This window comes from Microcoleus sp. B5-D4, from assembly GCF_036705145.1.
Taxonomy (GTDB): Bacteria; Cyanobacteriota; Cyanobacteriia; order Cyanobacteriales; family Microcoleaceae; genus Microcoleus.
The window spans coordinates 53,623-76,287 of the sequence record NZ_JAUBTV010000009.1 but is presented as its reverse complement, the minus strand read 5'-3'; the positions used below and the strand labels follow the sequence as shown (position 1 = coordinate 76,287).

The 22,665-nt window shown below is 46.1% G+C and carries 19 protein-coding genes; 18 read left to right on the top strand and 1 reads right to left on the bottom strand.

The features are described from left to right. Nucleotides 1-185: 185 nt before the first annotated feature. The 17 genes from QUB10_RS06560 to QUB10_RS06475 all read left to right on the top strand — a co-directional run bounded on the left by QUB10_RS06560 (nucleotide 186) and on the right by QUB10_RS06475 (nucleotide 20,070). Nucleotides 186-1,370: a hypothetical protein gene (locus tag QUB10_RS06560; protein WP_333200612.1), complete on the top strand. Its 1,185-nt coding sequence runs from the start codon at nucleotides 186-188 to the stop codon at nucleotides 1,368-1,370. Between the two features lie 338 nt (nucleotides 1,371-1,708). Next, nucleotides 1,709-2,425 carry a hypothetical protein gene (locus QUB10_RS06555; protein WP_333200610.1) on the top strand — a complete coding sequence of 239 codons (717 nt, stop codon included), beginning with the start codon at nucleotides 1,709-1,711 and terminating at the stop codon, nucleotides 2,423-2,425. Between the two features lie 14 nt (nucleotides 2,426-2,439). Further along, on the top strand, nucleotides 2,440-4,419 hold the full coding sequence (locus tag QUB10_RS06550; protein ID WP_333200608.1) for a hypothetical protein: 1,980 nt from the start codon (nucleotides 2,440-2,442) through the stop codon (nucleotides 4,417-4,419). Nucleotides 4,420-4,545: 126 nt separating this feature from the next. Beyond that, nucleotides 4,546-5,319 (top strand): hypothetical protein, encoded by a 774-nt coding sequence (locus QUB10_RS06545; RefSeq protein ID WP_333200606.1) that lies wholly within the window; start codon nucleotides 4,546-4,548, stop codon nucleotides 5,317-5,319. Between the two features lie 674 nt (nucleotides 5,320-5,993). Further along, entirely contained in the window at nucleotides 5,994-6,140 is a 147-nt protein-coding gene (locus QUB10_RS06540) for a hypothetical protein (protein ID WP_333200604.1), read from the top strand. Between the two features lie 370 nt (nucleotides 6,141-6,510). Next, complete coding sequence (locus QUB10_RS06535; protein WP_333200602.1) at nucleotides 6,511-7,758, top strand: helix-turn-helix transcriptional regulator; 1,248 nt, start codon at nucleotides 6,511-6,513, stop codon at nucleotides 7,756-7,758. Nucleotides 7,759-8,305: 547 nt separating this feature from the next. After that, nucleotides 8,306-11,971: a plasmid replication protein, CyRepA1 family gene (locus QUB10_RS06530; protein ID WP_333200600.1), complete on the top strand. Its 3,666-nt coding sequence runs from the start codon at nucleotides 8,306-8,308 to the stop codon at nucleotides 11,969-11,971. A gap of 1,026 nt (nucleotides 11,972-12,997) precedes the next feature. Beyond that, the gene (locus tag QUB10_RS06520) at nucleotides 12,998-13,588 is read left to right on the top strand and encodes a hypothetical protein (RefSeq protein ID WP_333200598.1); all 591 of its coding nucleotides are present in this window, start codon (nucleotides 12,998-13,000) and stop codon (nucleotides 13,586-13,588) included. A gap of 236 nt (nucleotides 13,589-13,824) precedes the next feature. Continuing rightward, nucleotides 13,825-14,028 (top strand): hypothetical protein, encoded by a 204-nt coding sequence (locus QUB10_RS06515; protein ID WP_333200596.1) that lies wholly within the window; start codon nucleotides 13,825-13,827, stop codon nucleotides 14,026-14,028. Nucleotides 14,029-14,083: 55 nt separating this feature from the next. Next, the gene (locus tag QUB10_RS06510) at nucleotides 14,084-14,629 is read left to right on the top strand and encodes a tyrosine-type recombinase/integrase (RefSeq protein ID WP_015211723.1); all 546 of its coding nucleotides are present in this window, start codon (nucleotides 14,084-14,086) and stop codon (nucleotides 14,627-14,629) included. A gap of 313 nt (nucleotides 14,630-14,942) precedes the next feature. Further along, nucleotides 14,943-15,083, top strand: coding sequence for a hypothetical protein (locus QUB10_RS06505; RefSeq protein WP_333200594.1), 141 nt, complete (start codon nucleotides 14,943-14,945; stop codon nucleotides 15,081-15,083). Between the two features lie 623 nt (nucleotides 15,084-15,706). Next, nucleotides 15,707-16,324 (top strand): hypothetical protein, encoded by a 618-nt coding sequence (locus QUB10_RS06500; RefSeq protein ID WP_333200592.1) that lies wholly within the window; start codon nucleotides 15,707-15,709, stop codon nucleotides 16,322-16,324. Nucleotides 16,325-16,415: 91 nt separating this feature from the next. Continuing rightward, on the top strand, nucleotides 16,416-17,000 hold the full coding sequence (locus QUB10_RS06495; RefSeq protein WP_333200590.1) for a hypothetical protein: 585 nt from the start codon (nucleotides 16,416-16,418) through the stop codon (nucleotides 16,998-17,000). 100 nt (nucleotides 17,001-17,100) lie between these two features. Then, on the top strand, nucleotides 17,101-17,448 hold the full coding sequence (locus QUB10_RS06490) for a hypothetical protein (protein WP_333200588.1): 348 nt from the start codon (nucleotides 17,101-17,103) through the stop codon (nucleotides 17,446-17,448). Further along, nucleotides 17,420-17,728 carry a helix-turn-helix domain-containing protein gene (locus QUB10_RS06485; protein WP_333200586.1) on the top strand — a complete coding sequence of 103 codons (309 nt, stop codon included), beginning with the start codon at nucleotides 17,420-17,422 and terminating at the stop codon, nucleotides 17,726-17,728. Before QUB10_RS06490 ends, QUB10_RS06485 begins: the two co-directional genes overlap by 29 nt. Nucleotides 17,729-18,110: 382 nt before the next feature. Next, nucleotides 18,111-18,305: a hypothetical protein gene (locus QUB10_RS06480; RefSeq protein WP_332955146.1), complete on the top strand. Its 195-nt coding sequence runs from the start codon at nucleotides 18,111-18,113 to the stop codon at nucleotides 18,303-18,305. Nucleotides 18,306-18,672: 367 nt separating this feature from the next. Next, the gene (locus QUB10_RS06475) at nucleotides 18,673-20,070 is read left to right on the top strand and encodes an AAA family ATPase (protein ID WP_333200584.1); all 1,398 of its coding nucleotides are present in this window, start codon (nucleotides 18,673-18,675) and stop codon (nucleotides 20,068-20,070) included. A 210-nt stretch (nucleotides 20,071-20,280) separates the two neighbouring features. On the opposite strand, the gene QUB10_RS06470 is transcribed toward QUB10_RS06475, so the two are convergent. Beyond that, nucleotides 20,281-20,883: a Uma2 family endonuclease gene (locus tag QUB10_RS06470; protein ID WP_333200582.1), complete on the bottom strand. Its 603-nt coding sequence runs from the start codon at nucleotides 20,881-20,883 to the stop codon at nucleotides 20,281-20,283. Between the two features lie 269 nt (nucleotides 20,884-21,152). Here QUB10_RS06470 and dnaN point away from each other — a divergent pair, with 269 nt between their 5' ends. After that, nucleotides 21,153-22,586: a DNA polymerase III subunit beta gene (gene dnaN / locus QUB10_RS06465; protein WP_333200579.1), complete on the top strand. Its 1,434-nt coding sequence runs from the start codon at nucleotides 21,153-21,155 to the stop codon at nucleotides 22,584-22,586. Nucleotides 22,587-22,665: the final 79 nt, after the last annotated feature.

Below are 22,665 nucleotides of genomic sequence, written 5' to 3'. Positions count from 1 at the left end.
CGATCGTCTCTTGGCTTAGCAAAGATTTTGACAACACAAATTGAGCGTAGCTGTTGACTGTATCGCTCTAAAAAAAATTGTCAAGCATCGCTCTTAAAAAGTTTGTCAAGCGCTTCTAACACGGCTGGCTTGAATGCAAAGTTGGGGAGCAAGCAGACATCACCGATGACTATTGCCTAGTTTGCGTGCAGACTGACCGTGTTGTTGAATACAAAGTTGAAAATTTTCCCGAAAAACAAATGATGGAATTTCTAGCACAAATTACGCCACCGACAAGTGGTGCAGAAGGGTCATCCTTGGACATTGTGAGCGAGTCAATTAACCTGGCTAAGACTACCTCAGAATCTTGGGACAAAGTTTGGATTAGCACGATTGACCCGATCGCTTCTGGGCTGTGGGTCGGTCTAGTATCGCTCGGCATCACCCTAGCAGCCGTCAGCATCCTCTTCTTAACTCTAAGCAGCGGGAAAGACATTATCGAAAAGCAGTCATGGTCAGAACTGGCAGCACTGTTCGTCTGGCCGCTCGTCATCATGCTGTTCCTCGGCGCTAACGGCAAATTGCTAGCAAATACCGTCATTTTTACCAGGAGCTTTGCTTACAGGCAAGTCCAAGGTGTCCTCGAAGCGCAACTAGGAGAAATGACATTTAGGGACGCGATCGCCAACGTCACTATCAGCAACATCGGCCGGCAACAACTCGAAAATCTCTACGGCGAATGCCGAAATAAAGTAGGAGAAGAGCTGGTTACTTGCTGGAATTCCAAGCAAGAAGCTGCTCGGAAAATTGTTAGCGAAGCTGAAAGGCAAGCCGCCGGCTCAGCCCCTCTGCAAGCGCTGCGGGCTTTTGCTGAAATCCTCTGGAATAATAGCTTGCCCGGCGCTGCTCAAGATGCCGCGACTTTTATAACTGACCCAGGTTCAGTGTTTAGAGAAAAAGCAGTGCCAATCATCCGATTCATTCTATATAGCATCCAGTGGGCGTTTGTCAACATCCTTGAAGCAGCGCTCTTACTAACAGCACTCTTTTCGCCGATCGCGATGGGGCTGTCGCTACTTCCCTTGCAGGGCCGACCGATTTGGGCTTGGGCAACTGGATTTCTGAGTTTATTTGGCGTCCAACTTGGATACAACATCGTCGTCGGATTGGCAGCCACCGTGCTAGTCAATTCTGGAGCCGAATTAGCTAGCGATGTTGCCTTTCTCTTTTTAATCAGCATTTTCGCACCCGGATTAGCTCTATTAATCGCCGGCGGAGGAGGAATTGCCCTGTACAGCGGCATCGCTAGCAATGCCAAACAACTCATCGATGTTTTGAGCAACGCTATAGGAGCAGCCGCTAATTTGGCAATGAACAAAGGATTTAAGTGATGTCAATGTAACTCGGAATTGAGAATTCGTAATTACCCACGCATAAATGCGAGGTAGTGAAAGTAATTCGTTTCTTGATAATTAGTATTTCGGAATTAGCGCTCGGTTTCTTTAATCCTGAATTATAAATTACTAATGAGAAATTCCGAAATACTAATTATTTCAGCGCTCGCTTTGTTTAATTAGAAATTGCGAATTAGTAATTGCGAATTACTAATTATTCGGTCACTAACCTCAGGTGCTTTTAGCGCCAGGACTGGAAAGTAGCTAAAGCTACTCGGGCCGTGTTTTATCCCTAACTTAAGACTACGGGTTTTTCACACTTACCGAAATGTTTTATGAAGGTACAAAGATTTTCACAAACTGCATTGTTGCCAGAAGCTAAAAATCTACTGGCATTGTGCTTCCTCATCTTAACTGGAGTGAATATCCTCTCCCTAATTCTGCACCTGTTCGTCGCGTACCGAATCAACTCGGTAGCTGCTATGAAGACAACGCAAGTCCAGCTAATCAACGGTCAAACTTACTATGTAGCGGAACGAGACAGGTTTTTTCGGTATCCCTCAGTTATCCAAAACTTTGTCAAAACTTGGGCCGAGTTAACCTTCAACTGGGACAATAAAATACCAGGAACTAACGATACAGACTCAGGAATTAAAGTCAATTCCAAACGAGTTCCTACCAGCAGTTATTTTGCTTCGTTACTCCTAGAACCCAATTTTGGCAAAGCTTCTCTCCCTGACATAGCTGAACTCGTCCCCAATAAAGTTTTTACGGGTCAATTGCGAGCAACTGTCATTATTTCTTTTTTATCCGAACCCCGAGAAGTCCGTCCGGGCGAATGGGAAATTGACATGATTGCTACCCGGTTGCTCGTCGATCGCACGTCAGGAATTGATGAAAGAATTCCTTTCAATCGCACTTTCCGAATCAAAGCTGTAGAACTCCAAACCCCGCCGCTAGGTAGCCAAGCCTCAGCTTTTGAACAGAAAATTTATGAGCTTCGCTCGGCGGGCTTAGAAATCAACAAAATTACCGAATTTAAACCCAATTAATAGCAGGTAAAAACATGAACGAAAAAGAACTTCAAAATTGGCGCGAATTTGATGGCGAACCCGATGAAATTGAAGAAAGTTCCTACAGTACGCCGCCTAGCAGCACAACTAGCCACCCTTTTAATGGCAACAACTCCTCTAATGGAGCCAATAACTTTTCCAACAGTTTTAATGGCAACAACTCCTCTAATGGAGCCAATAACTTTTCCAACAGTTCTAACGGTTTTCAGGCAGCTAACGCTCCTAATGGCCCTAGCAGCAATGGCAAAAAGTTGAGCCGTGAGGAGGAAAGAGAATTGGCAGGGCATGACGGAGACGCCGATGAATTATTGGCCTCCGAGCACAGAATTAAACAGGACAGCGAAGGAGCAGAAACCCGCTCTGTTTCTGAGAAGCCCGAAGTTCGGACGTTTTCAGTATTAATGGGTACTGGCGCAGTTCTCGGCATCTTGGGATTCTTTTGGTTTGTGTTCTTTGCTCCTAAACCTGTCCGCCAACAGGCAAAGACGCCGAACCCTAAACCGACTCAAGTTTCTAAAGACGAGTCAGGAGAACTAAAAAGCCGGCTGGCATTTCAAGATCAGCAGCGGGCGCTAGAAGTTCAGCCGCCTGAACCTAAAAATCGATCGACCCCTGCTTCCAAACCGACGCCTGCACCAAAACCTGTACCAGTCGCTAGAAGGTCTCAAACCCCGAGGCCGGTTCAAAACTTTAATCCGCCACCGCCAAGGACGGTACAGACCATTCCTCCTCCACAGCCGCCGTTACCGCGCCCTGCACAGCCACCTGCACCGCCCGCGCCTCGCCCGCGCCCTGTGCCGCCACCCGCACTGCTGGCACTTCGACCTGCGCCACCACCCCGGTCGCCTTCACCAGAAAAAGTAGACCCTTACGAGCGCTGGGCGCAATTAGCTTCTCTGGGGCAAAGCAGAGGTCAAGCAGTTAAAGAGCTAAATGCTGAAGGTATTTCTGCCAGTTCCGCAACTTTTCCTAGCGCAATCGCGCCGGGGATGACAGCGGCAAGCTACCCTGCTGTGCCGCCAGCAATGCCAGTACCGGCACCGCCCCCCAGTGCAGTAGCAATTGCGCCAGTAGCAGCACCAGTACCATTGTCCCAACAGCAGCCGGTGCCGCCGATTTCTCAAAACCCGCAGCCAGTGCTAGTCAGTTCGCCAAAAAGCCGACAATCGGCTGCACCAATGCAAGAGATACCCGCGATCGCAATTGGATCTCCTGGCTCGGCTGTAAACACCAAGGTCATGAGCCCTGGAGAAGCTGGAATCCTCAACCGCACGACCGCCGGCGAAAATACTGAAGGCAGCACAGCAATGAGAGAGATAGCCATCGGGTCATCTGCTCTTGCCAAGGTAATCGTGCCGATGATTTGGGACGAAGCAGGTCAAAGCCCAACAGCCGGAAGGTTTGCCGTCCAATTGACCGAGGACGTGATAGGAACTGATGGGGCGATCGCCTTACCGTCCGGCACCGTCTTAATCACTCAAGTAGAAAATGTCACGCGCGGAAATCGACTGGTTTCTCAAAGCGTGGTGGCGCTTGTTTACCCCGATTCTGCTGGTCGCATCCAACAAGTACCCATTCCTCCCGGATACTTAATCGTTCGCGGAATCGATAACCAACCTCTCATTGCCGACAGTTTATTTAACAGAGGTTCTGAAATAGCCAAGGCTGATATTTTAGTGGGAATTCTCGGCAGCTTGGGGCGGGTAGGAGAAATAATTAATCGACCCGCCCAAGAAACTTTCAGCCAGCAGAGCGGCTTTTTTGGAAGTACGGCTGTTAAAACAACAACCTCGTCTGAACCTAACATTTTAGCAGCCGCTTTAGAGGGATTCTTTACACCTACTGCCCAACGGTTGCGAGAAAGATCGGATCGCAACGCGCAAGAACTTTTGAAGCGAGGCAACGTGGCGATCGTACCAGAAGGAACTCAAGTTTCGGTATTTGTCAATGCCTTTGTCACAGTGCAGAGATAACGGAGTTGACATCCTCCCCGCCCTAAAGGAACGGAGATTCCAAGAATCACTTCTTGGACTTCCTCTTTCCACGACTCGGCTTACTCACACCGGGCTTTATACAAAAATCTTGGAGGTAATATAACCATGAAAAAACTCACTCGGAAAATTCGTCTGGCTTTACTTTCTCCTGCCTTACTAATTGCCACTGCATTCAGCAATGTCGATATTGGGCAAGCTCAAACATCGGCCCTAAAAATTGTAGGAAGAGATGCAGCAACAAATGCAACTACCAACCTTCAAGTGTGGTCTGGCCGTTCCAGCGTTATTGACTTTAGCCAGACTGGTGAAGTCATTATGTACATCCGGTTGGCAGATCCGTCCAGGGCTGTCTTTAACACTGATGCTGAATTAAAAACTAACCAAGCTAGAACCATATTTGTCCAACCGATTCAACCCTTACAATTCCCTGGCGCTACAACAGCAAACATTACTAACCTGTTTGTTAAAACTCGCTCTCCTGAAGGAATTGAACGCCTTTATACTTTCAATGTCGTTCACCGGGACGGGCAACCTACTAATAATGGCATTGCCATCTCTACGGTAGTGCCCGGGCAGGAGCCAAGCGTAACTTTAGCAGACAATCGAACGGCGACGATCGGCGACATCGAACGGGGATTAGGCATTGCTATCCGAAGAGGTTACACGCCTCCCAACGACCCTGTAGTTTTTAAAGTTCGAGAGTTCATCGCTCTAGCTCGAAATGGTACGGGTATTGCTAAAGCTGCTGAAACAACTAATCTATCAATGTCTGTTGTTATTTCATTGGGGCAGTTAGGGTTGAGTCGCGAACCTGTGTTTGAAATTCCCAAAACGTCATCTTTTTCGCCCTCTCCTTTAACTCTGATTCCAGGAAATTAAACCCGTTTACTCGACCCAATACTCCAACTTCGTATCGGGAACGTTATCCCTCTTCTTTGAAACAGAAATGTTTCTTTACATCAATTGGGAATGCGATCGCCTTCGGGAATGACTCGAAGTTCGTTACCAGGCTGGTGAAGTGTTAGCAAATGAAGGCAATCAATAAAAATTTGACTGCGTTCGAGAAGCCGATGGTAAGTTCATATAAAAATATTGCCTCACTCTAAACTCTAGCCGAGTCGCAAGTGAGGCTGTTGGATGAGTCAAAGCGAACAGTTAGTCAGAAAAACAACCTTAGAATCCCCATTCTGAACGTTTTTCTTTAACCAGAACGCTTCTTACAAATCAAATAACCGGGGTCTTTTGACAGTTATGACCACCGATCCTAGTCATAGTCAGAGCCCTTTTGGGAGCCGGAATTTTTAGCCCTTTTGGGAGCCAAAAATTTTAGTGTTAGTCCTTGCCGAAATTTTTAGCCCCTTTGGGAGCCAAAAATTTTAGCGTTAGTCCTTCAATAATACCAAATCAGAAGCTCTAAATCAACAGATATGTTCTGGTAATCGTGTCTGCGAGTGACTGCCGAGCACCGACCCACAAACATATTAAATTGATGTAGAGCGCCCCATACGTGCTTTTTGTCCAAAAAAACACGGTGTTCTTGTCTTTCTGGACCTGTGACTGGTAAAATAAGTATCAATGTTGGCACTCCTGACTCGCTCACGCTTGCTATGTACCCCCTGAAGCTCGAACTCAAACTCAACAATGCTGAACGTACCCTAATGGCGCGACACTGCTGTAGCAGAGTTGATAGCGATCGCTGACATTTACCCCCAGCCCTGCCACCGCCACTACTGGGTGAGCGATCGCAACGGCCCCACAGCCCTGCGATTTACTTTGTGATGCGAGAAAGCTTTGTAACCAGCAAGCCCATCAACCTGACAAGCACAATGGACTGACCGTAACAGGTGGAGACAGATCGCCCCCATGTCTGGCAAGAAAATCTGCGATAATCAAAGCCTTGAGGTTAATGCAGGCTCTAATAACCTTAGCGACAGACCCAACGCGAAGTTAAAGCAATCGCAACGGTCACATAAGTCATCTACAGAACCCCGGCTCTGCCGAACAAAATTTTACGAAGAATGCCCCAGTAGTGCAATCACAGATACGGTCTATACGGCTGGAGTCACTGGTATGGATTTCTGGGAAATAAGCGAAACCAGTTTAAATGGTTGCAAAGATTTTTCCAAAGGTCGAGTGGAATTGCAAATCCGCGATCGCTTTGACCTAACAGACTTTGCTGAAATTGCCTATCAAGCTAAGGAAATTATCGCCCAGAACTTCGGAGAAGAAACCCTCAAACTGCACTACGCACTGGCAATGATTGCCTTCCGCAAACCCGAAGCCGGGAGAGAGGAAATTACAGTATCAGCATCTAAACTCCTAGCTGACTTTGGTGAAAATAATAAAAAGAAACACTACATCCCAAAAGCCGAACGAGACGCCAATAGCCAGCCAGCCCGATACCTTTCTAAAGAAGAAAAACTAAAAGCCTTAGTTCATCATGGATATCTACTAAAGCGATTAGAAGTTTCCGTTAAATCTTGGCGGATACGCAATAAAATATTTACTATTGAACGCTCCAATCTCTGGGATATTTTTCAAATTACCGAGGTGTTTCATCAACAAGACAAAAACACCTTAATCGATATTGAAATCACTTATCGCCCTGGCAAATGGTTTGACAAATTTGCAGGTCACGAATACTTGCGGGAATTTGGCTACATTACCAGCGAGGCGCTAAAACTAGATTGTTACCAGGAAAAAATGGCCCTCAGACTGGCTTATTTTGCCCTATTTGCCCTGCAACAACACAAAAACGGTCGGTATCAAATAGAGACGCTGCTGACACGAACTGGGTATAAAAACGATATAGAGACAGCCAAGAGAAAGGGAGTTGTTGCCTCGAATTTAAAACGCAGCTTCGATCGAGGGCTGAAAACACTGGGAAATTTTGAATACCCGTACCTCTTTGACTACGAGCCCGATGTCCCTGACTGGGCGCATCCAAACAGCAAAGTTAAAAAGCCCAATCACTGGTTTGAAACCTGGCTACAGCTTAACGGGACTTTACGCCAGCCAGAAGCGCTACCCAAACACCCACAACAACCCGAACCAAAACCAGAGCAACCGCAACCGCCCAAAAGACCCGCCCACAAGCAGAAGCCAGCTCAGCCAGCAGCCAACCTAACCGAACCCATAGCTTTTGGTCAATGGGTGAGAGAAGCTCGGAAAACTATGGAAGAAAGCCTGAGAACAATGGCAAAAGAGCTGGGGATCTCAGCATCCCAGCTATCTCAGATTGAGAACGGCTGCTATCCACATACCATCAAGCCCAGCCTGAAAACCAAGATAATTCGTCACCTTGGCTTAAATGAGTAACTAGCCAACCAGAAGGCATCGTGGCTCCAGCGGAAAGACTCCCAGTTCAGGGGGTCTTTTTAGCATTTTGAGCAGCAGAGTGTTTAAACAGCTAAACACCTAAAAGATTAGCAAATTTGCTTGAATCTCTTATCTGACAATAGTTTCAGCGCCTAAACACTTTGGGGGTATTCGGAAAAGTTTTGGGGGTATTCGGAAAAGTTTTGGGGGTATTCGGAAAAGTTTTAAATTTGAAACCTTTGCCCTGTATAGCTTTCAGCGCCTAAAAATCTCCTGAGTAGTTTGAGTAGTTTGAGGGAGTGTCACTAACCGCAGCAGCCGAGTCAGACAGGCTGAGGATTGATTTCAAATTCTGCCAAATCTAAAACGTGACGAGAGAATTTTATCTGAGGTGCTGGAAGCATTGCTGTCAAACCAAACACACGGGAATTGCCTGCAGCCTTGCTGACACCAGAGAAACACCCCTACCCCTACTCACAACCCCCTCAACCCCGCCTGACCCCTTCTGGCTCAAGCCCTTCCATTTGACCAACACCGGAGGTGTGCTGTGAACGCGCCCATCTCCCCCCTGTCCGAATGGCTGGCTTCGGGCATAGACCCCGACCTCATCGCCCTCAACGTCCAAGACCTAAAAGGCGACGCCCCCTACGCCTACCTCCTGTACGAAATCAACGCCGCCTCCGGCAGAGTCCACCCCGACGCACAATGGCGGTGGGCCAGAAAGCACTACAGCCACATCGAACACGGCGGCTGGTGGTGCTCAGGCCTTGACCCCCTCAACAACTGGCAACCCATGTATTGGGGCTGCTTCAAACCCCACCAGCCCCGAAATGCCTTTGACCCCAAAGGCAAAATCAAACCCGTCAAATACGAACACCCCCCCAAAACCCCCACTAGAGCCTTTTTCCTGCAAGTCCCATATCACATCTGGGCAAAAGTCGCAGAACGCTACGGTGTCCCCATCGACAACTCAGACAGACAACTTGGCTTCTGGCAATGGGTATGGGACAACAACATCCCGGTCATCATCGTCGAAGGCGTAAAAAAAGCCGGATGCCTACTCACACTGGGTTACGCCGCCATCGCCCTCCCCGGTGTCACCGGCGGTGTCAGAACCAAAACCCCTCTAGGGGAAAAATGCGACCCCTACCTCATCCCCGAACTGCAATACTTCGCCACAGAGGAACGTGAAATCTACATCTGCTTCGACCGCGACAGCAAACGCCAAACCGTCCAGAACGTCAACCGGGAAATTGGCAAACTCGGCCGCCTTTTCACTGCCGCCAAATGCCCCGTCAAAGTCATCAACCTGCCAGGGCCAGAAAAAGGCGTTGACGATTTTGTGCTATCAAAGGGCGAGGATGCCTTCAGCGCCCTCAAAAATGAAGCGCAAGGCTTCCAATTCTGGCTTGCTAGGGAATCATGGCTTTTAACCTATCCCGCCTCTTTAAAGCTAAATTCTCGCTATCTAGGGAAACTCCCCTATCCAGAGTCCGGGTTAGCCTGCATCAAAGCCCCCAAAGGCACCGGCAAAACCCAAGCCCTGACCAACTTAGTCTCACAAGCCCTACACACTGGCAACCGCCGCGTCTTGATAATTACGCATAGGATTCAACTAGGCAGGGCGATCTGCGCCAGCTTAGGAATCAACTACATCGACGAAACCAGAGACTCAGCGGAGGGTAAACTGTTCGGATACGGCTTGTGCATAGACAGCCTCCACCCCCTATCTCAAGCTAATTTTAATCCAGAAGACTGGTCCGGTGCGATCGTCATCATCGATGAGTGCGAACAAGTCATTTGGCACGCCTTAAACAGTTCAACTTGCCGCGAAAACCGAGTCGCTATCTTGCAAACTCTGCAAGAACTCATCCACAATGTCTTGACAAGTGGAGGCTTAGTTGTTGCCCAAGATGCCGATTTATCCGATTACAGCATAGACTACTTAATAGCGATAGCAGGTATCCCTATTTCGCCTTGGGTTGTTGTTAACGAATGGCAGCCAAAACGCGGGCGAGATGTGACTTTTTTTGCCACTTCTAACCCGGCATCGCTGTATGTGCAAATGGAGCAACTTCTCTCTCGGAAAGTCACTTGCTGCGACATTGAAAGCCGTGCAGAATTTTGTCCTGAAGAGCAATACCGACCGCGTATTATGGTTGTAGAAGACTCTCAAAAAGTAACAGGAAAATGGTCTTGTCGAAACCTTGAAACCCAACTGCAACGACGCTTTCCCAATTATCGAATTCTTAGAATTGATAGCGAATCAGTAGCAGATCCAAATCATCCCGCTTATGGCTGCATTGAGCAACTCAATTCTCACATCAAAAACTACGATATTATCATCGCCAGCCCCACGATTGGCACTGGTGTGAGCATCGATATCCGAGGTTACTTTACAGCAGTTTTTGGCATCTTTAAAGGGACGGTAGCCGTCAATGACGCTTTGCAAGCTCTAGCCCGTGTAAGGGATGAAAATGTGCCTTGGTTTGTTTGGACTCAACAATTTGGTTTCGGCAAAATTGGCAATGGCAGCGCTAGTTATCGAGCAATAATTAAATCTCAGCAGAAAGTCATTAAAACTAATATCAAACTGTTGCACGGTGTGGATTTTGACATAGATATCGCTCACGACCCTGTCCACTTGCGGACTTGGGCTTTAATGGCAGCTAGAATCAACGTTGGAATGTGGAACTACAGAGAGGCTATTTTGGAGGGATTGAAGGCTGAAGGGCATCAGATAACATTATGTCGAGAGACTCAATTACATCAGGAGATTAAAATTATACAAATGCAAAAGTTGGCGGCTCACAATTGCCAAGACAGGGCTTTATTGGAACAGCTAACTGAACAAGCGCAAAATTTAGAAAAGGAGTTGGAAAACTTAGAAGCTGTAGCTAATTGTCTTAGTGATGAGGCCAAAGTAATCAGGGAAGAGAATAAGGTAGCTGAGGCTTCAGGAGTTGCCAATGCTGAAAACATTACTCTGTCTGAATACCTGAAATTGAAAGACAAGCGGGCTAAGACGAAGCTAGAACTTGAGAAGCAGCGTAAATATCAACTGTGGGATACTTATGGAGTGCCTATTACGCCCGAACTAAAACTCAGAGATGATGATGGCTGGTTGCCAAAAATTAGCCTGCATTATTATCTAAGTTATGACCCTGAATTTGTCAGGTTGCGAGATAAAAATCACTTGGCTGGACATCAGGAGAGGGGTAAAGGTAAGGTTTGTCCCCAAGATTTGCGCTTACTTACAGCTAGGGTGGAAGCACTTAAGAAATTGGGAGTGATGGAGTTTTTAAACCCAGATAAAGAATTTCGAGGGACTGACGCGCAAGTGATAGCTTTTGCTGAGCGGGTTAAGCTATGTTCTGTTGATGTGAAAGACTTTTTGGGCATCAGCGTCAATCCCAAGGCTAAGCCGATGGAGGTGGTGCAGTATATTTTAAGGGGTAAGCTGGGGTTTACGTTACAGCGAGTTCGTCAGGAGCGTTTGGAGGAACAAGATGCTAAAGGTCGGCCCAAGCGTATTAGGGTTTACCAGTTTGGGTTTCCCCAAGATGGCAGGGAGGCGATTTTTGAGGCTTGGCAGCAGCGGGATACTTTGGCAGTTTCTTTGGTGGAAGGTGCTAATCAGTGTTTAGCAGAGGTTTGTAGTGGCACAGGGTCGGATAATAGTATAGAGATGTCAGGGGGTGTGCCTCCCCTTGGTTTATCTCAACAGATTAATGAGGTGGGAACTGCTGGCACAGGGTTGGATAATAATATAGGGATATCTGAGGGTGTGCCTCCCCTTGGTTTATCTCAACAGATTAATGAGATGGGAACTGGCGGCACAGGGTCGGATAATAATATAGGAATATCTGAGGGTGTGCCACCTCTGGGCGAGGAATTGCCTCACGCCACTCAAGTGTTCGGAGTGGAAGCTGAACCCGCAGAGACATTAACAACAGAAGGGATGGGAGTTGCAGCTTCTTATGAGGCGATAGAACCCGAAAATCACGTCATTCCCACTTATGAGACAAAAGTACCCAAAATAGCACCGTCTGAGCTTAAAGTGGGCTCGGTGGTGAGGTTCTGCGGTGAAGTTCAGAAATATGTCGTTAGAGCTGTTGCAGGGGCTCAGGTAATGGTGAAATCCCTGTTTTCGGGGCAATTCGTCAACACTTACGCGCACCGCTTGGAGCTTGCAGAAGAGGGGACAGGATGAGTTATTTATGGCGTGAGCGATTGATGCTCAGTTCAGCCTTGTATTTGTGAACTGCGAGTGCAGCGAAAGAAATAGGCTGAACAATTTATGTCCGATGAATTCCCCATCATTATGACATCAGGAACATTAACATCACACAAGAGCGAAAGCATGATGAAGTACCCTGATGCTTTACGAACGCTTGCGGGCTTGTTTTACCACAAACCCGTCTGGGATATCCTTTGACTTGATGAATTCCACTACACCCAGTTGAGGCAACTTGATTGAGATGCCTTGTACGCAATTGGGCAACATTTGTGGAAACACGAAAGAACGCATTCTTGCCCGGTTCTTAAACCGAGGAAAGCCCATTCGCAATACGATTGCATATCCACAAACGTGGTTTCCAGTCTTCTCAAGACTTGCTGCAATACCTGAGCATTTACTGTCTTGAGTTCTGGAAAATGCTCTTTCGCTTCGGTTAAAGACTTACATTGTTTAGCTAGCGTAATATACGAATTTCTAAGCATTGCAGGCATTATTAGTGCCATTTTATGGTTCCATCTAGCGTGCCAAGTTAGGGGTGAAATGACAGTAATGTCCGATTAATTTTTGATTAACTTTTATCTCCGCGCCTACCGTCGCGGAGTGGAAGACAGCTGAACTAACAATTCCCGCACCCGGCCTACAAACAAAGCGAGCTACTGAAACCACTTTCCGCAGAGAGTGCTAATTGTGGCGACTGAACGCTCACTCGCCACTGTCCCCTCGCATTGGCGCCCGTCACGCGCGAGGCGATCGCGAAGAAAGAAAACACAACTTTTCGCTTTCCTGAAACCGCTTAGATCCTCGTACAGCAGGTCGGAGCCTTTGAATTAATTATCAGAGGAGGTGTATTTCTCCTCAGTTAATCATCCAAAAGGCTGAAGTTAATTATCCGTTTTTTCAGCCCGTGTAGCCATGCTGCACCATGTTGTCAACTGTTGCAATCTAAAAAAGGTTAGCAATGCTTACCGCGAAAAATTTGATTGGGAGTTTTCTGTTAATATGACTATCCAAACTATCAACGATGTACTATTTCCTCCTTTCCTTTTTACCACTCTCTTTTGCTTAGCCTCAGTATTCCTGCACAAACCTGAAGCAGCCCAAGAAGAACTCACAGACAATCGAACCCAAGTAAATGTGTCAACAGTCGCAACACCATCCGATGGTATTGGCAGTGCAGTAAATGGAGCAACAATTGAAATTGAGAAACCAGCCAGCTCCCATCACACTCGCCATCACACCACAGGCAAAAAAACACCAAACAAACCTGCAAAACCTATTGATTTTGCCGCACATTCAGGTGCAAGCACAACCTCAGTTCCTGCCGTTAATACTTCACTAATTTCACTTAGGCAAGCTCGCAAAATTGCTAGCGCCATCAAAGCTGCTGCGCCAGAACTGGGGTTCAAGCAAAAAGTTAACGGCTCTGATTCCTCTATTGAATGGTTGCAGGCTCAAATCAAAAATCGGCTGGAAAATTATCCCCTAATTGTGATGCCTATCATCCTCAAGCTTGCTCCCAAAGCGGTGATTGCAAATACCCTAGCATCTGCTACTTCCGAACTAAGTGAAAGTGCGCGTTCAGTGTCCTAGCAGCGAACGAAAAGTTTCTCAACCAACCAGCGTACTCGTTTACCCTCCGAAACTTATAACAATGCCCAAGCCTTACGAAGGCTTGGGCAGTTCTTTTGACCATAATAAGCGATTTTCCAATAAAATCCTAATTTTTTATTAAAGGGGAACAAAACTAGCAAAACAACTTGCAAAGTGAATCAAAAAATAGTATAATCAAATTCTTACAAGCGCCACTTCTATTTGAGCGTACTGTTATGGCGGCAATTAAACCTGTTACCTTCCGAGACCTCATAGATGCGATCGCCACATTGCCAATTATCAACTTTCCTGAGAATTTAAGTCAGTTGAGTAGCAATAAAAGCCAATCTAACTGCAATAAAGGACGCGGGCTCCGGCATCCTCGGCGCAGCGCCCCGCAAGTGGCCCATCAAGCGATAAAAGCTTTTCGGCAGACTTGACGAAAGGGCACTTTCGTCCAATAATAAGGGATCTTCCATTTTGGAGGGCTGCGCCGTGAAGGTTCAAGGCAACGGGCGTGCTAAGATTTTGACGCCCGCCGAAATATCTAGGCTGTTCGACCGGGGTTTTGTTACAGCAAGGGATAGGCTTTTGTTTGCTGTGACTTTTTATTGTGCCTGTCGTATTTCAGAGGCGTTAGCTTTAACAACTCAGGACATTGTTGGCGGTGTGGTGACGCTGCGGAAAGCGACAACTAAGGGCAAGTCAGCAACGCGAACGCTGCCGCTACATCCCATGTTGGCTAAGTTTTTATTGGCTTACAATCCAGATGCGGGTTTTTTGTTTCCTGGGCGAGAGGGTACGAAGCCTTTGACACGCTCTCAGGCCGACTTGATTTTTAAAGAAGCTTGCAAACGGGTAAGAATTAAGGGAGCTTCCACACATTCGATGAGGCGGACAGCACTCACGAACTTGAGCAATGCTGGGGTGCCACTGCGGGTAATTATGGAGATATCAGGTCACAAAAATTTGTCGAGCCTCCAGCGGTATTTAGAAGTGCAGCCGGAACAGCTTGTCAAGGCGCTCGGGATTCTGAAGTGAAGCTATCGCGACTTTGGTTCGCCAGATTGTTTCAACAGTTGAAGGGCTCTCCCGTAAGTCTTCTTTGAATTCAGGCGATATTTGGACGCAAGGCTCGCGATGGCTACCCATTTCTTGCCGGATGTATTTTAGCTAAAACAAAGGCAACTGCTATCCGCGACAATCCTGACTGGTTTGGGCCGCCTGCTCAAGAGTGAGGTGTGAATAAGCTTTCCTGACTCTTGAGTTGTAATTGACGTAATCCCCATAACTCCATAAAAACTATCTTACAGAACCAGTCAAAGGGCAGATAGATATATACTTACTGCTGCAAATGCTAGGAAATGCCCAAATCATTAAAAATGACTCCACCAATCAACAAGCCGAAGGTACTTATCAGTGCGACACCAGCAGTAAATACACCGGAATCCTGATTGTCATTACACCCACAAACCGCCAATATTTACCCCCTTAAAAGTTAGATATTTGGGGTAATTTTGGTTGGTAGCGACTACTATATCACTAAAAAAAAGCTCAAAAAATTAAGCTATTTTCGGGCGAAAAGCCCTTGTCAAAATCTAGGGATATTCATTCATTGATAGTCAGAAGATTGAACTGACAAATTTATCAGTACAAGACAGGTTTGGCCTTGTCAAAGAGCGGCAGCCCTGTCACGCGCGCGTGAAGAAGGCTCTCAAACACCTTCCATTTGGTTGTTGACGACGTTAGCGCAGCCGGAGAAGAGGATCGCTCGATCTGATTTTTTTCAACCGCTCACGACAATAAATCTTGTTTCCGATCGCTCGCGAGCACCTAGGATGACGTAAATACGTCGTTAGCGCAGCCGGAGAAGAGGATCGCACTCAGCCAGCGGGCTGGTCAAAGAGCGGCTATCGCCGCTATTGGGAGTGACCTGCTCATTTAAGTTTCATCCATTCTTAACAATAGCGAACGCATTCACCTAGGAAAGCCTTCATCACGGGCGATCGCCCTCAAAAAAGCCAGTTAGCTGTTAAGAATTAGGATTGACTTCTATTTCAGTTAACTGGCTCCCTTTCAATTAACCACACAAAATTCAAAGAGGGAGGCTATCTCACCATGAACGGACACAACTTGAATTTACTACCAGTACCACTACCGCCCATGCTGCCAGAAATGGTGGGTATCGTTGGTGATTCCCGATACTTCGCCATGTTTTATATGGGCAGCAAAGCTACTTGGACTGATGGTAGAGGGTTAGGGACTTTCAGTTATTATGCCGTGTACGAGCCACTTACTGAACATCCCGCTCTCGCCCTCGATCTGGAACCATACCACCTCGGTTCCGATGATGAATTTCCCACCCATGCAATTGTGTGCGATCGCTTGGAAGGAAAGATGTACGTCGGAGATTACCCAGAAGTAGAGAAATTTCTCAACATCCAGCACCCGCCGCTGCCCACTCTGTCACCAGAAGAAGTTGAACAGCAACGGCAAAGGATTGAGGAAGAACTGGCAAACTTTGACATTTCTACGTTGCAGAAGTTGGGGATGTTTGAGTTGTTGGCAGGGCACAATCAACAACAAAAGCAGGAGCTAGTGGAATTGGGGCATTGGCTTGACCAACAAGTAACTGAAGATTTGCTCCGGCGATATCTCAAAGCTGCTAATAAAGGTAATTGGACAGCGATTTCTGTAGTGCAAAGATTTTTGCAACGCATCCATAAAATTTTTTGACAACAGAATCATTACCATTAAACGAACGCAATCTTTACTTGTAACTATGAGAGGAATTGGTATTAGGGCCAATTCCTAGCAACACTAATTAATGACCAAAAACCCTGCCTATTTCCGTAACAAAAATAAAACACAGAATCAAGTAGTAGCCATTGGAGAAAGAGCGCTTGTACAATGCGTTAAAAGCTGGTGTCCTCCCAGTTGGGAATCAAGATTTCCAGGGAAAATCATCCCTTTCTGGATTCCTATACTTCCTGAGCGACCGCACTCTGATGCAGAAATTCTCAAGTTTGAACCGCTCCACTATCACTTTGACTTTCGCTTTTGGCATGACCGACTTATCAACTTATTCTTCACAGATGGGGAAACTGCTGAAGATTGGCAAGCACGAGTTCAATTAGCTTGTGAAGTTATCGAAATAAAACAAGTGGTGCGCTTGTGCTACCGCAATATACCAATCCTTTCAGCCGACTACAACTTCTTGCCACGCTTGGAGGAAGCTTACTCGAACTGCTCCTTGCTGCCTGGTAATATTTGCCCCCACAAAGGTTATAAACTTTTGCCAAATACCAAGCACCCTAATTTAGGAACCTGCCCGGGTCACGGCTTAGCATTTAACTTCAAAACAGGGCAATTATGCCGGAGAAAGGAATTTACACAGCTTGATTTCAGTTGATTGATTTAGGGGAATATCGCGCTGTAATTTCTTTATCAAGAAATTTGCCGAAAAACCTGTCAAAAAAAGTCAGGTGCAATCGATTCACAGCTATGAACTTATGTCAATCTTAAAAGGAAGTCGAGATTTGATTTCGGCGCTGCCGCTAAGAGATTTGAAGGGGATGCCACCTTCAATCGAATTGCCTGCTAATTTTGCCAAAATTCACACGTCGCGCTTTGAGTGCGGCGACATAGTGCGCTGGACGGGTGTTGGCGAAGAAGCTGATTGGGGGATAGTTATTGGCAAATTTTACAACTGCGAACCGCGTCGGTACTGTTGGATGTGGTGCTACATAATTTGGCTGGCTGCTAATTCCAAGAGCGCAGCTTGGTGTCAGTTTGATACGGCGCGAGAGGAAGATTTGGAGAGGTTTGAGGATGAAAAAGCCGCAGACTTTGACAGATAGAGAGCGCAATTTAATTGCAGCTTACAGCCAATGCCAATTGGGAATGACGCCGAAGCAGTTTTATGGCAAGTGGGCGGTGAGTTACGAGGAAATCGCTTTTATTTGTTCCCGTTCTAATTCTACAGTGCGGGGTTGGTTTAAAAAGGGAAAAAATCGCAGATTTCCTACTCCTGTCGATTTGCGTCATCTGGCAGTAATGGACTTTCTGCTGGAACATTTTGAGGAAATTCCAGAGGCACTGGCAACCTTGCTATGTCGGCTTTCTGAAGATAATAACTAATAACGTGCATTAGTAGTGGCGCGTATGCTTGAAATTAGTGCATTGAACAGTTGCCCGTGTTTTCTCAAATTGATAAACTTCAAAGCGTTTCACGGAGGCGGATCACCCGTTATGGATCAAAGAAACTCTTTCTCCCCCTCTCCCCTGCGAGTTTCTGAGGAGATTTCTAATGCCTCATTTCCAAATAGACGCGCCACTATTGTTTTTGATTTTATATACATCAAGCCTTTTCAGCATCAAAAAATAATTTGAGCTGGTTTCAGCACAAATATAGTCAATTGTCAATATCACCGTGACCTGTCTTTGACAATATTGTTTCAATTAAGGTAATGGCAGGTAATCAAACACAAACACAATTTGTTACTGTTATCAGGAGGTTAAAATGACCTATTTTGAGAAGTTGCACCCGTGGTGCTTAATTCGCTTACTTCCTAATTGCCAGCGTATTGTTGTGGCGCGATTTCGCAAGAGAAACGATGCAGATGAGCATCTGCGGGTTTTGCACCGGTTGGTTAAACATCGCACATTTGTGATTATTTTTGATAGTCAAGAACAGCCAGTTTTGCCTCAAGATTGATGGGCAAAACTTATTTTGAAGTCGAATTAGTCAAAGTACCTGCATTAGATTAATAACTCCGCTTCTCCACAATTTCTCCTAGTTATCAATCCAACTGATAACTGGGAGAGTTTTTGATGGGTGCATAAGTCCTAACTATGGAAAATTTGAGTAGCAGTCAAATCAACAGAACAAATTATACAAGATTTACGCCCCAAGTGTTTAAATAAACTATTGGTAGCGGTAAGGTGCTTATGGCTCACCCTACATATAGAGGTTATGCGTAAGTCCTGTTAGAGTTATTATTATCGTCTCCATCAATTAATGATTGTGTAAATTTCAGCTAGCGCTGATTAGTGTTTGAAAGATAGTGGAAGAAACCAACCCTATGATTCAAACACTGGTAAAACCGAATTTTCAATTAACTTCTCAACAAAACAACGCCCTCCAACTCCTCGAACAATTTGTAGCAAGTTCTAAACGGGTATTCGGGCTATTTGGATATGCAGGTACGGGAAAATCAACCCTTGTCAACCTGGTAGCAGAACAATTAGTCAGGGCCGGAAAGAGAGTCGCTTTCACCGCTCCCACCAATAAAGCTGTAGGCGTATTGCGACGGATGGCTGCTGAAAAAGGACTGAGAGGAGTAGACTTTATGACCATCCACCAGCTATTGGGGTTAGCTCCAGTCAAACAGGGGCAAAACAAAATCCTCAAACAAGTTTCTCCTTCTTTCCTTCACCTGTACGACACCATTTTTCTCGATGAGTGCAGTATGGTTACAGCAGAACTGTGGAATATTATTCAAGAAAGAATTGCTAGCGCTTTACTCATCGGCAGCAATCGGCAGCTTATTGTCATGGGCGACCCCGCACAATTGCCTCCTGTTAATAAGGGCGAAATAGAAGAGAAAAAATCTCAATCCTTCAGCGTGCCTGAAAAAGCCGTTTTAACAGAGGTCGTCAGGCAAGGTGCGGGCAGCCCTCTGCTAGAATTCGTAACAGCTTGCCGCACGGCTGTCAAAAGCAAAGAGGCGTTCAAACCCTTCTCCAAATTCAGCCTTGATAAAAAAAACGGAGCCTTCTTAGTCAGAGAAAAAACGCTGCTGAAATACGCCTTAAAAAAGTTCTCTTCTACTTTCCCTCAAGACCCTGATTGCTTTCGCATCCTCTGCTACACTAACGAGCGCGTCGCCTACTGGAATAGCAAAATCAGAGCCAAAATCTACGGAAAAAATGCTCCCAGATTTATTATTGGAGAGAGGTTGATTGCTAAAGCTCCCGTTATTGCTCCCGACGGCAAAACCGTCATCCTGCCCACATCAGCAGAAGTGGAAATTGCCGAATTTCAAGAGGATAGGTACTCTGGCTATAAAGCCTGGAATCTCCAGGTTAAAACCGATGCAGGCGACCAACGCCAAATTTACATCCTCCACGAAAGTGACGCTTGCCGATTCCAACAGGACAATGCTAGGTTGCTGCAAAATGCTAAAAGCAATCCGAGCTTATGGAAGGCATGGTACGACCATTGTGAAATTTTTGCAGATATGAGAAATTGTTGGGCAATTACTGTACACAATTCTCAAGGCTCTACTTTCACGGAGGTGGGAATTGATAGCAGTGATATCGGCAGGAAAGTCGCTACTAAATTGCTGTATCTTGCTCAGGTTTGTCCTAGTCAAAAAGCTCAATTTGTCAAAGAATACCGCGACAGTATTCGAGCGCACAATCAGCTTATGTACGTGAGTTGTAGTCGTGCGAAGCACCGGGTTTTTGTTACTAAATGAACCCATTTTATATTTGGTGAATGGCACTTTTAGAGTTTAAGGGCGATGCCTGTGGCTGGCTACGCCTACTCGCTTGCGATCTGACAAGACGATCGCCCACCCCCGGCTGGGGGGTTGACTTGTACGGCGTTTTGGCGTAGAATTAAAACAGGTATTTAGGTATTGACCTGTAAATTTATCGCTTTTAATTGCTTTTAATTGCCATATTATTTACCAAATAGTTGATAATTGTAACACAAATTCGGGTAAAATAGATTCGCCGCTGAGAGTAGCGGGGTTATCTAAACATTCTACTTCTGAGTTAGGACGATAAATGTAAACTTTACGGTTTTTCCGGTCAATTAACCAACCGAGAGAAACACCGTTATCGATATATTCTTGCAGTTTGTCTTTCAAGGGTTGCAGGTTGTCGCTGGGAGAACGCAACTCGATGATAAAATCAGGACAAATAGGAGCGAATTTTTGCTGCTGTTCGGGAGTGAGAGTCTGCCATTTTTCCAGTTTTATCCAAGCAGCATCAGAGGATTTCATCGCGCCGTTGGGGAGGGTGAAACCCGCAGAAGAATCAAAACCGATTCCTGTTCCGTTTTGTCTTGTCCAGATTCCCAGTTGTACAATTAAATCAAAGTTGCGATTTCCTGTTTCGGAACCTGTGGGTGGCATAATGGTAATTTCTCCGGTGGCGTTGCGTTCAATTCGATAATCCCGGTTTTGCTGGCAGAAGGCAAAAAATTGCTCGTCTGTCATGTCTATGGCAGGTGACATTTGCAGCTTCAGGGGGATGTTTTCTGTGAGTGAGATGGTTTGAGTCATTTTTTTAGCGAGATTTTAGTCTAACTTGTAGGGTGCGTCAGATTGAACGGTAAGGGGTTGAAATTTCTGGTTGATTATCTAACTCACCCTACTTTTTTTACTATGGCGGGAAACATTTGCAATATTTAGAGATTGCATTTGAATTCAGATTTTATCTAAAAATCGTACCCAAATCTTATATCTAAAGTTGAGTGACAAGCTGAATCGTGCGAACTATTCTCCGGGCAGCTAGCGCTGCCCCCGCTTAGCAGCTATTTTAACGCACAAAGATGCAAACCAAATCCCACACCGCGACAGCTAAAAGCCGAAAAAAAGAAAGCGGATTTTCCAAAATAAAACCCAAGGCAAGTGTTCCCTTAGAACAAACCGAACCTTTGGTCGAAGATGAACCAAAACTTGAAGAAAAATCCGAGCACAATTCCTCCAATAGCGCAGGCGATTCTCCCCAGCTTTTGCCAGCAGAAATTAAGCTTGTCTGCACGCAAGACAATTTAGCCAACCATCTCGAACTTGTCAGCAAAGCTGTCCCAGCAAAACCCACCCACCCCGTGTTAGGAAATGTCCTCTTAGTCGCTTGCAAAAAAACGCAGCGAGTTCAACTCAGCGTTTTCGACATGAGCTTGGCCATTCAAACATCCTTTGATGCCAAAGTGATATCTCCCGGCGACATGACCATTCCTGTCGGGCTACTTAGCGATATTGTCGGGAAATTCTCGCCCGGAGATATCACTTTAGTCAGTCGCGAAGCCTTGAGTCGCGAAGGTGAAGATAGCGAAGATAGCGGGAATAGCGCCACGCCAGAGGCTGTTAACAACAGTCCAGTTGCTACCCTAATTGCTGCTTGCGGTCGCTATCAAGTTCGAGGGCTTTCGAGTGAAGAATTCCCTGCCATTCCTGAAGTAAAAACAGCGCAAACAATTTGCATCCCCGCTGAAACGTTGAAAGAAGGCCTGAAAGGGTCACTGTTTGCCACCGCTACCGATGAAGGCAAGCACATCCTGACAGGTGTTTACTTCAAAATCTGCCAAGATAGCCTCGAATTTGCTGCCACAGACGGCCACCGTTTGGTTGTCCTCAATACTTCAATTCAAGGTTTTTCTAAGAAGAAACAAGCAGAAATTGCACAGCCTATAGAGCTTACAGTCCCAGCTAAATCGCTCGCCGAACTGGAGCGAATTTTATCGAGCAGGACATCCGCTGACCCAGTAGAGCTTTCTTACAGCACTGAAAGCGCTTTGATAGAATTCCGGTGGGGAGCGCAGCGCTTAGTAACGCGCTGTTTAGAAGGCGCATACCCAGCTTATCCCGATTTATTGCAGCAGGATTTCCAACATCAGGTAACGCTGGAAAAAGCACCTTTCATCAAAGCTATAGAGAGAATTGCTGTGCTGGCAGACAAGAAAGAAAAAACGCTCAGCATCCGTATTAATAGCGAAGCACAGCAAGTGTCACTGTCGCTTTTCAGAGAATTTGGAAACGGCTTGGAACAGATGGCGGCGCACGTTAACTCAGACGGAAATTTGTCAATTTCATTCAACATAAAATACCTGTTGGAAGGTGCAAAAGCGATCGCTAGTTCCCAACTCCAAATGCACCTCACTCAGCGCGACGGTCCCGCCATTTTAGTTCCTGCTGGCAACCGCTCCAAGCCCAACATCCTAATGGATGCCAAATACTTGTTAATGCCGATTTTCAAAGAATGATGTCTTTTGCATAAAAGGCTCGCTTGGCAGAAGTAAAAATATTGAGTTTTTTACTTCTCTCTTCTTCTGAGTGCAAACT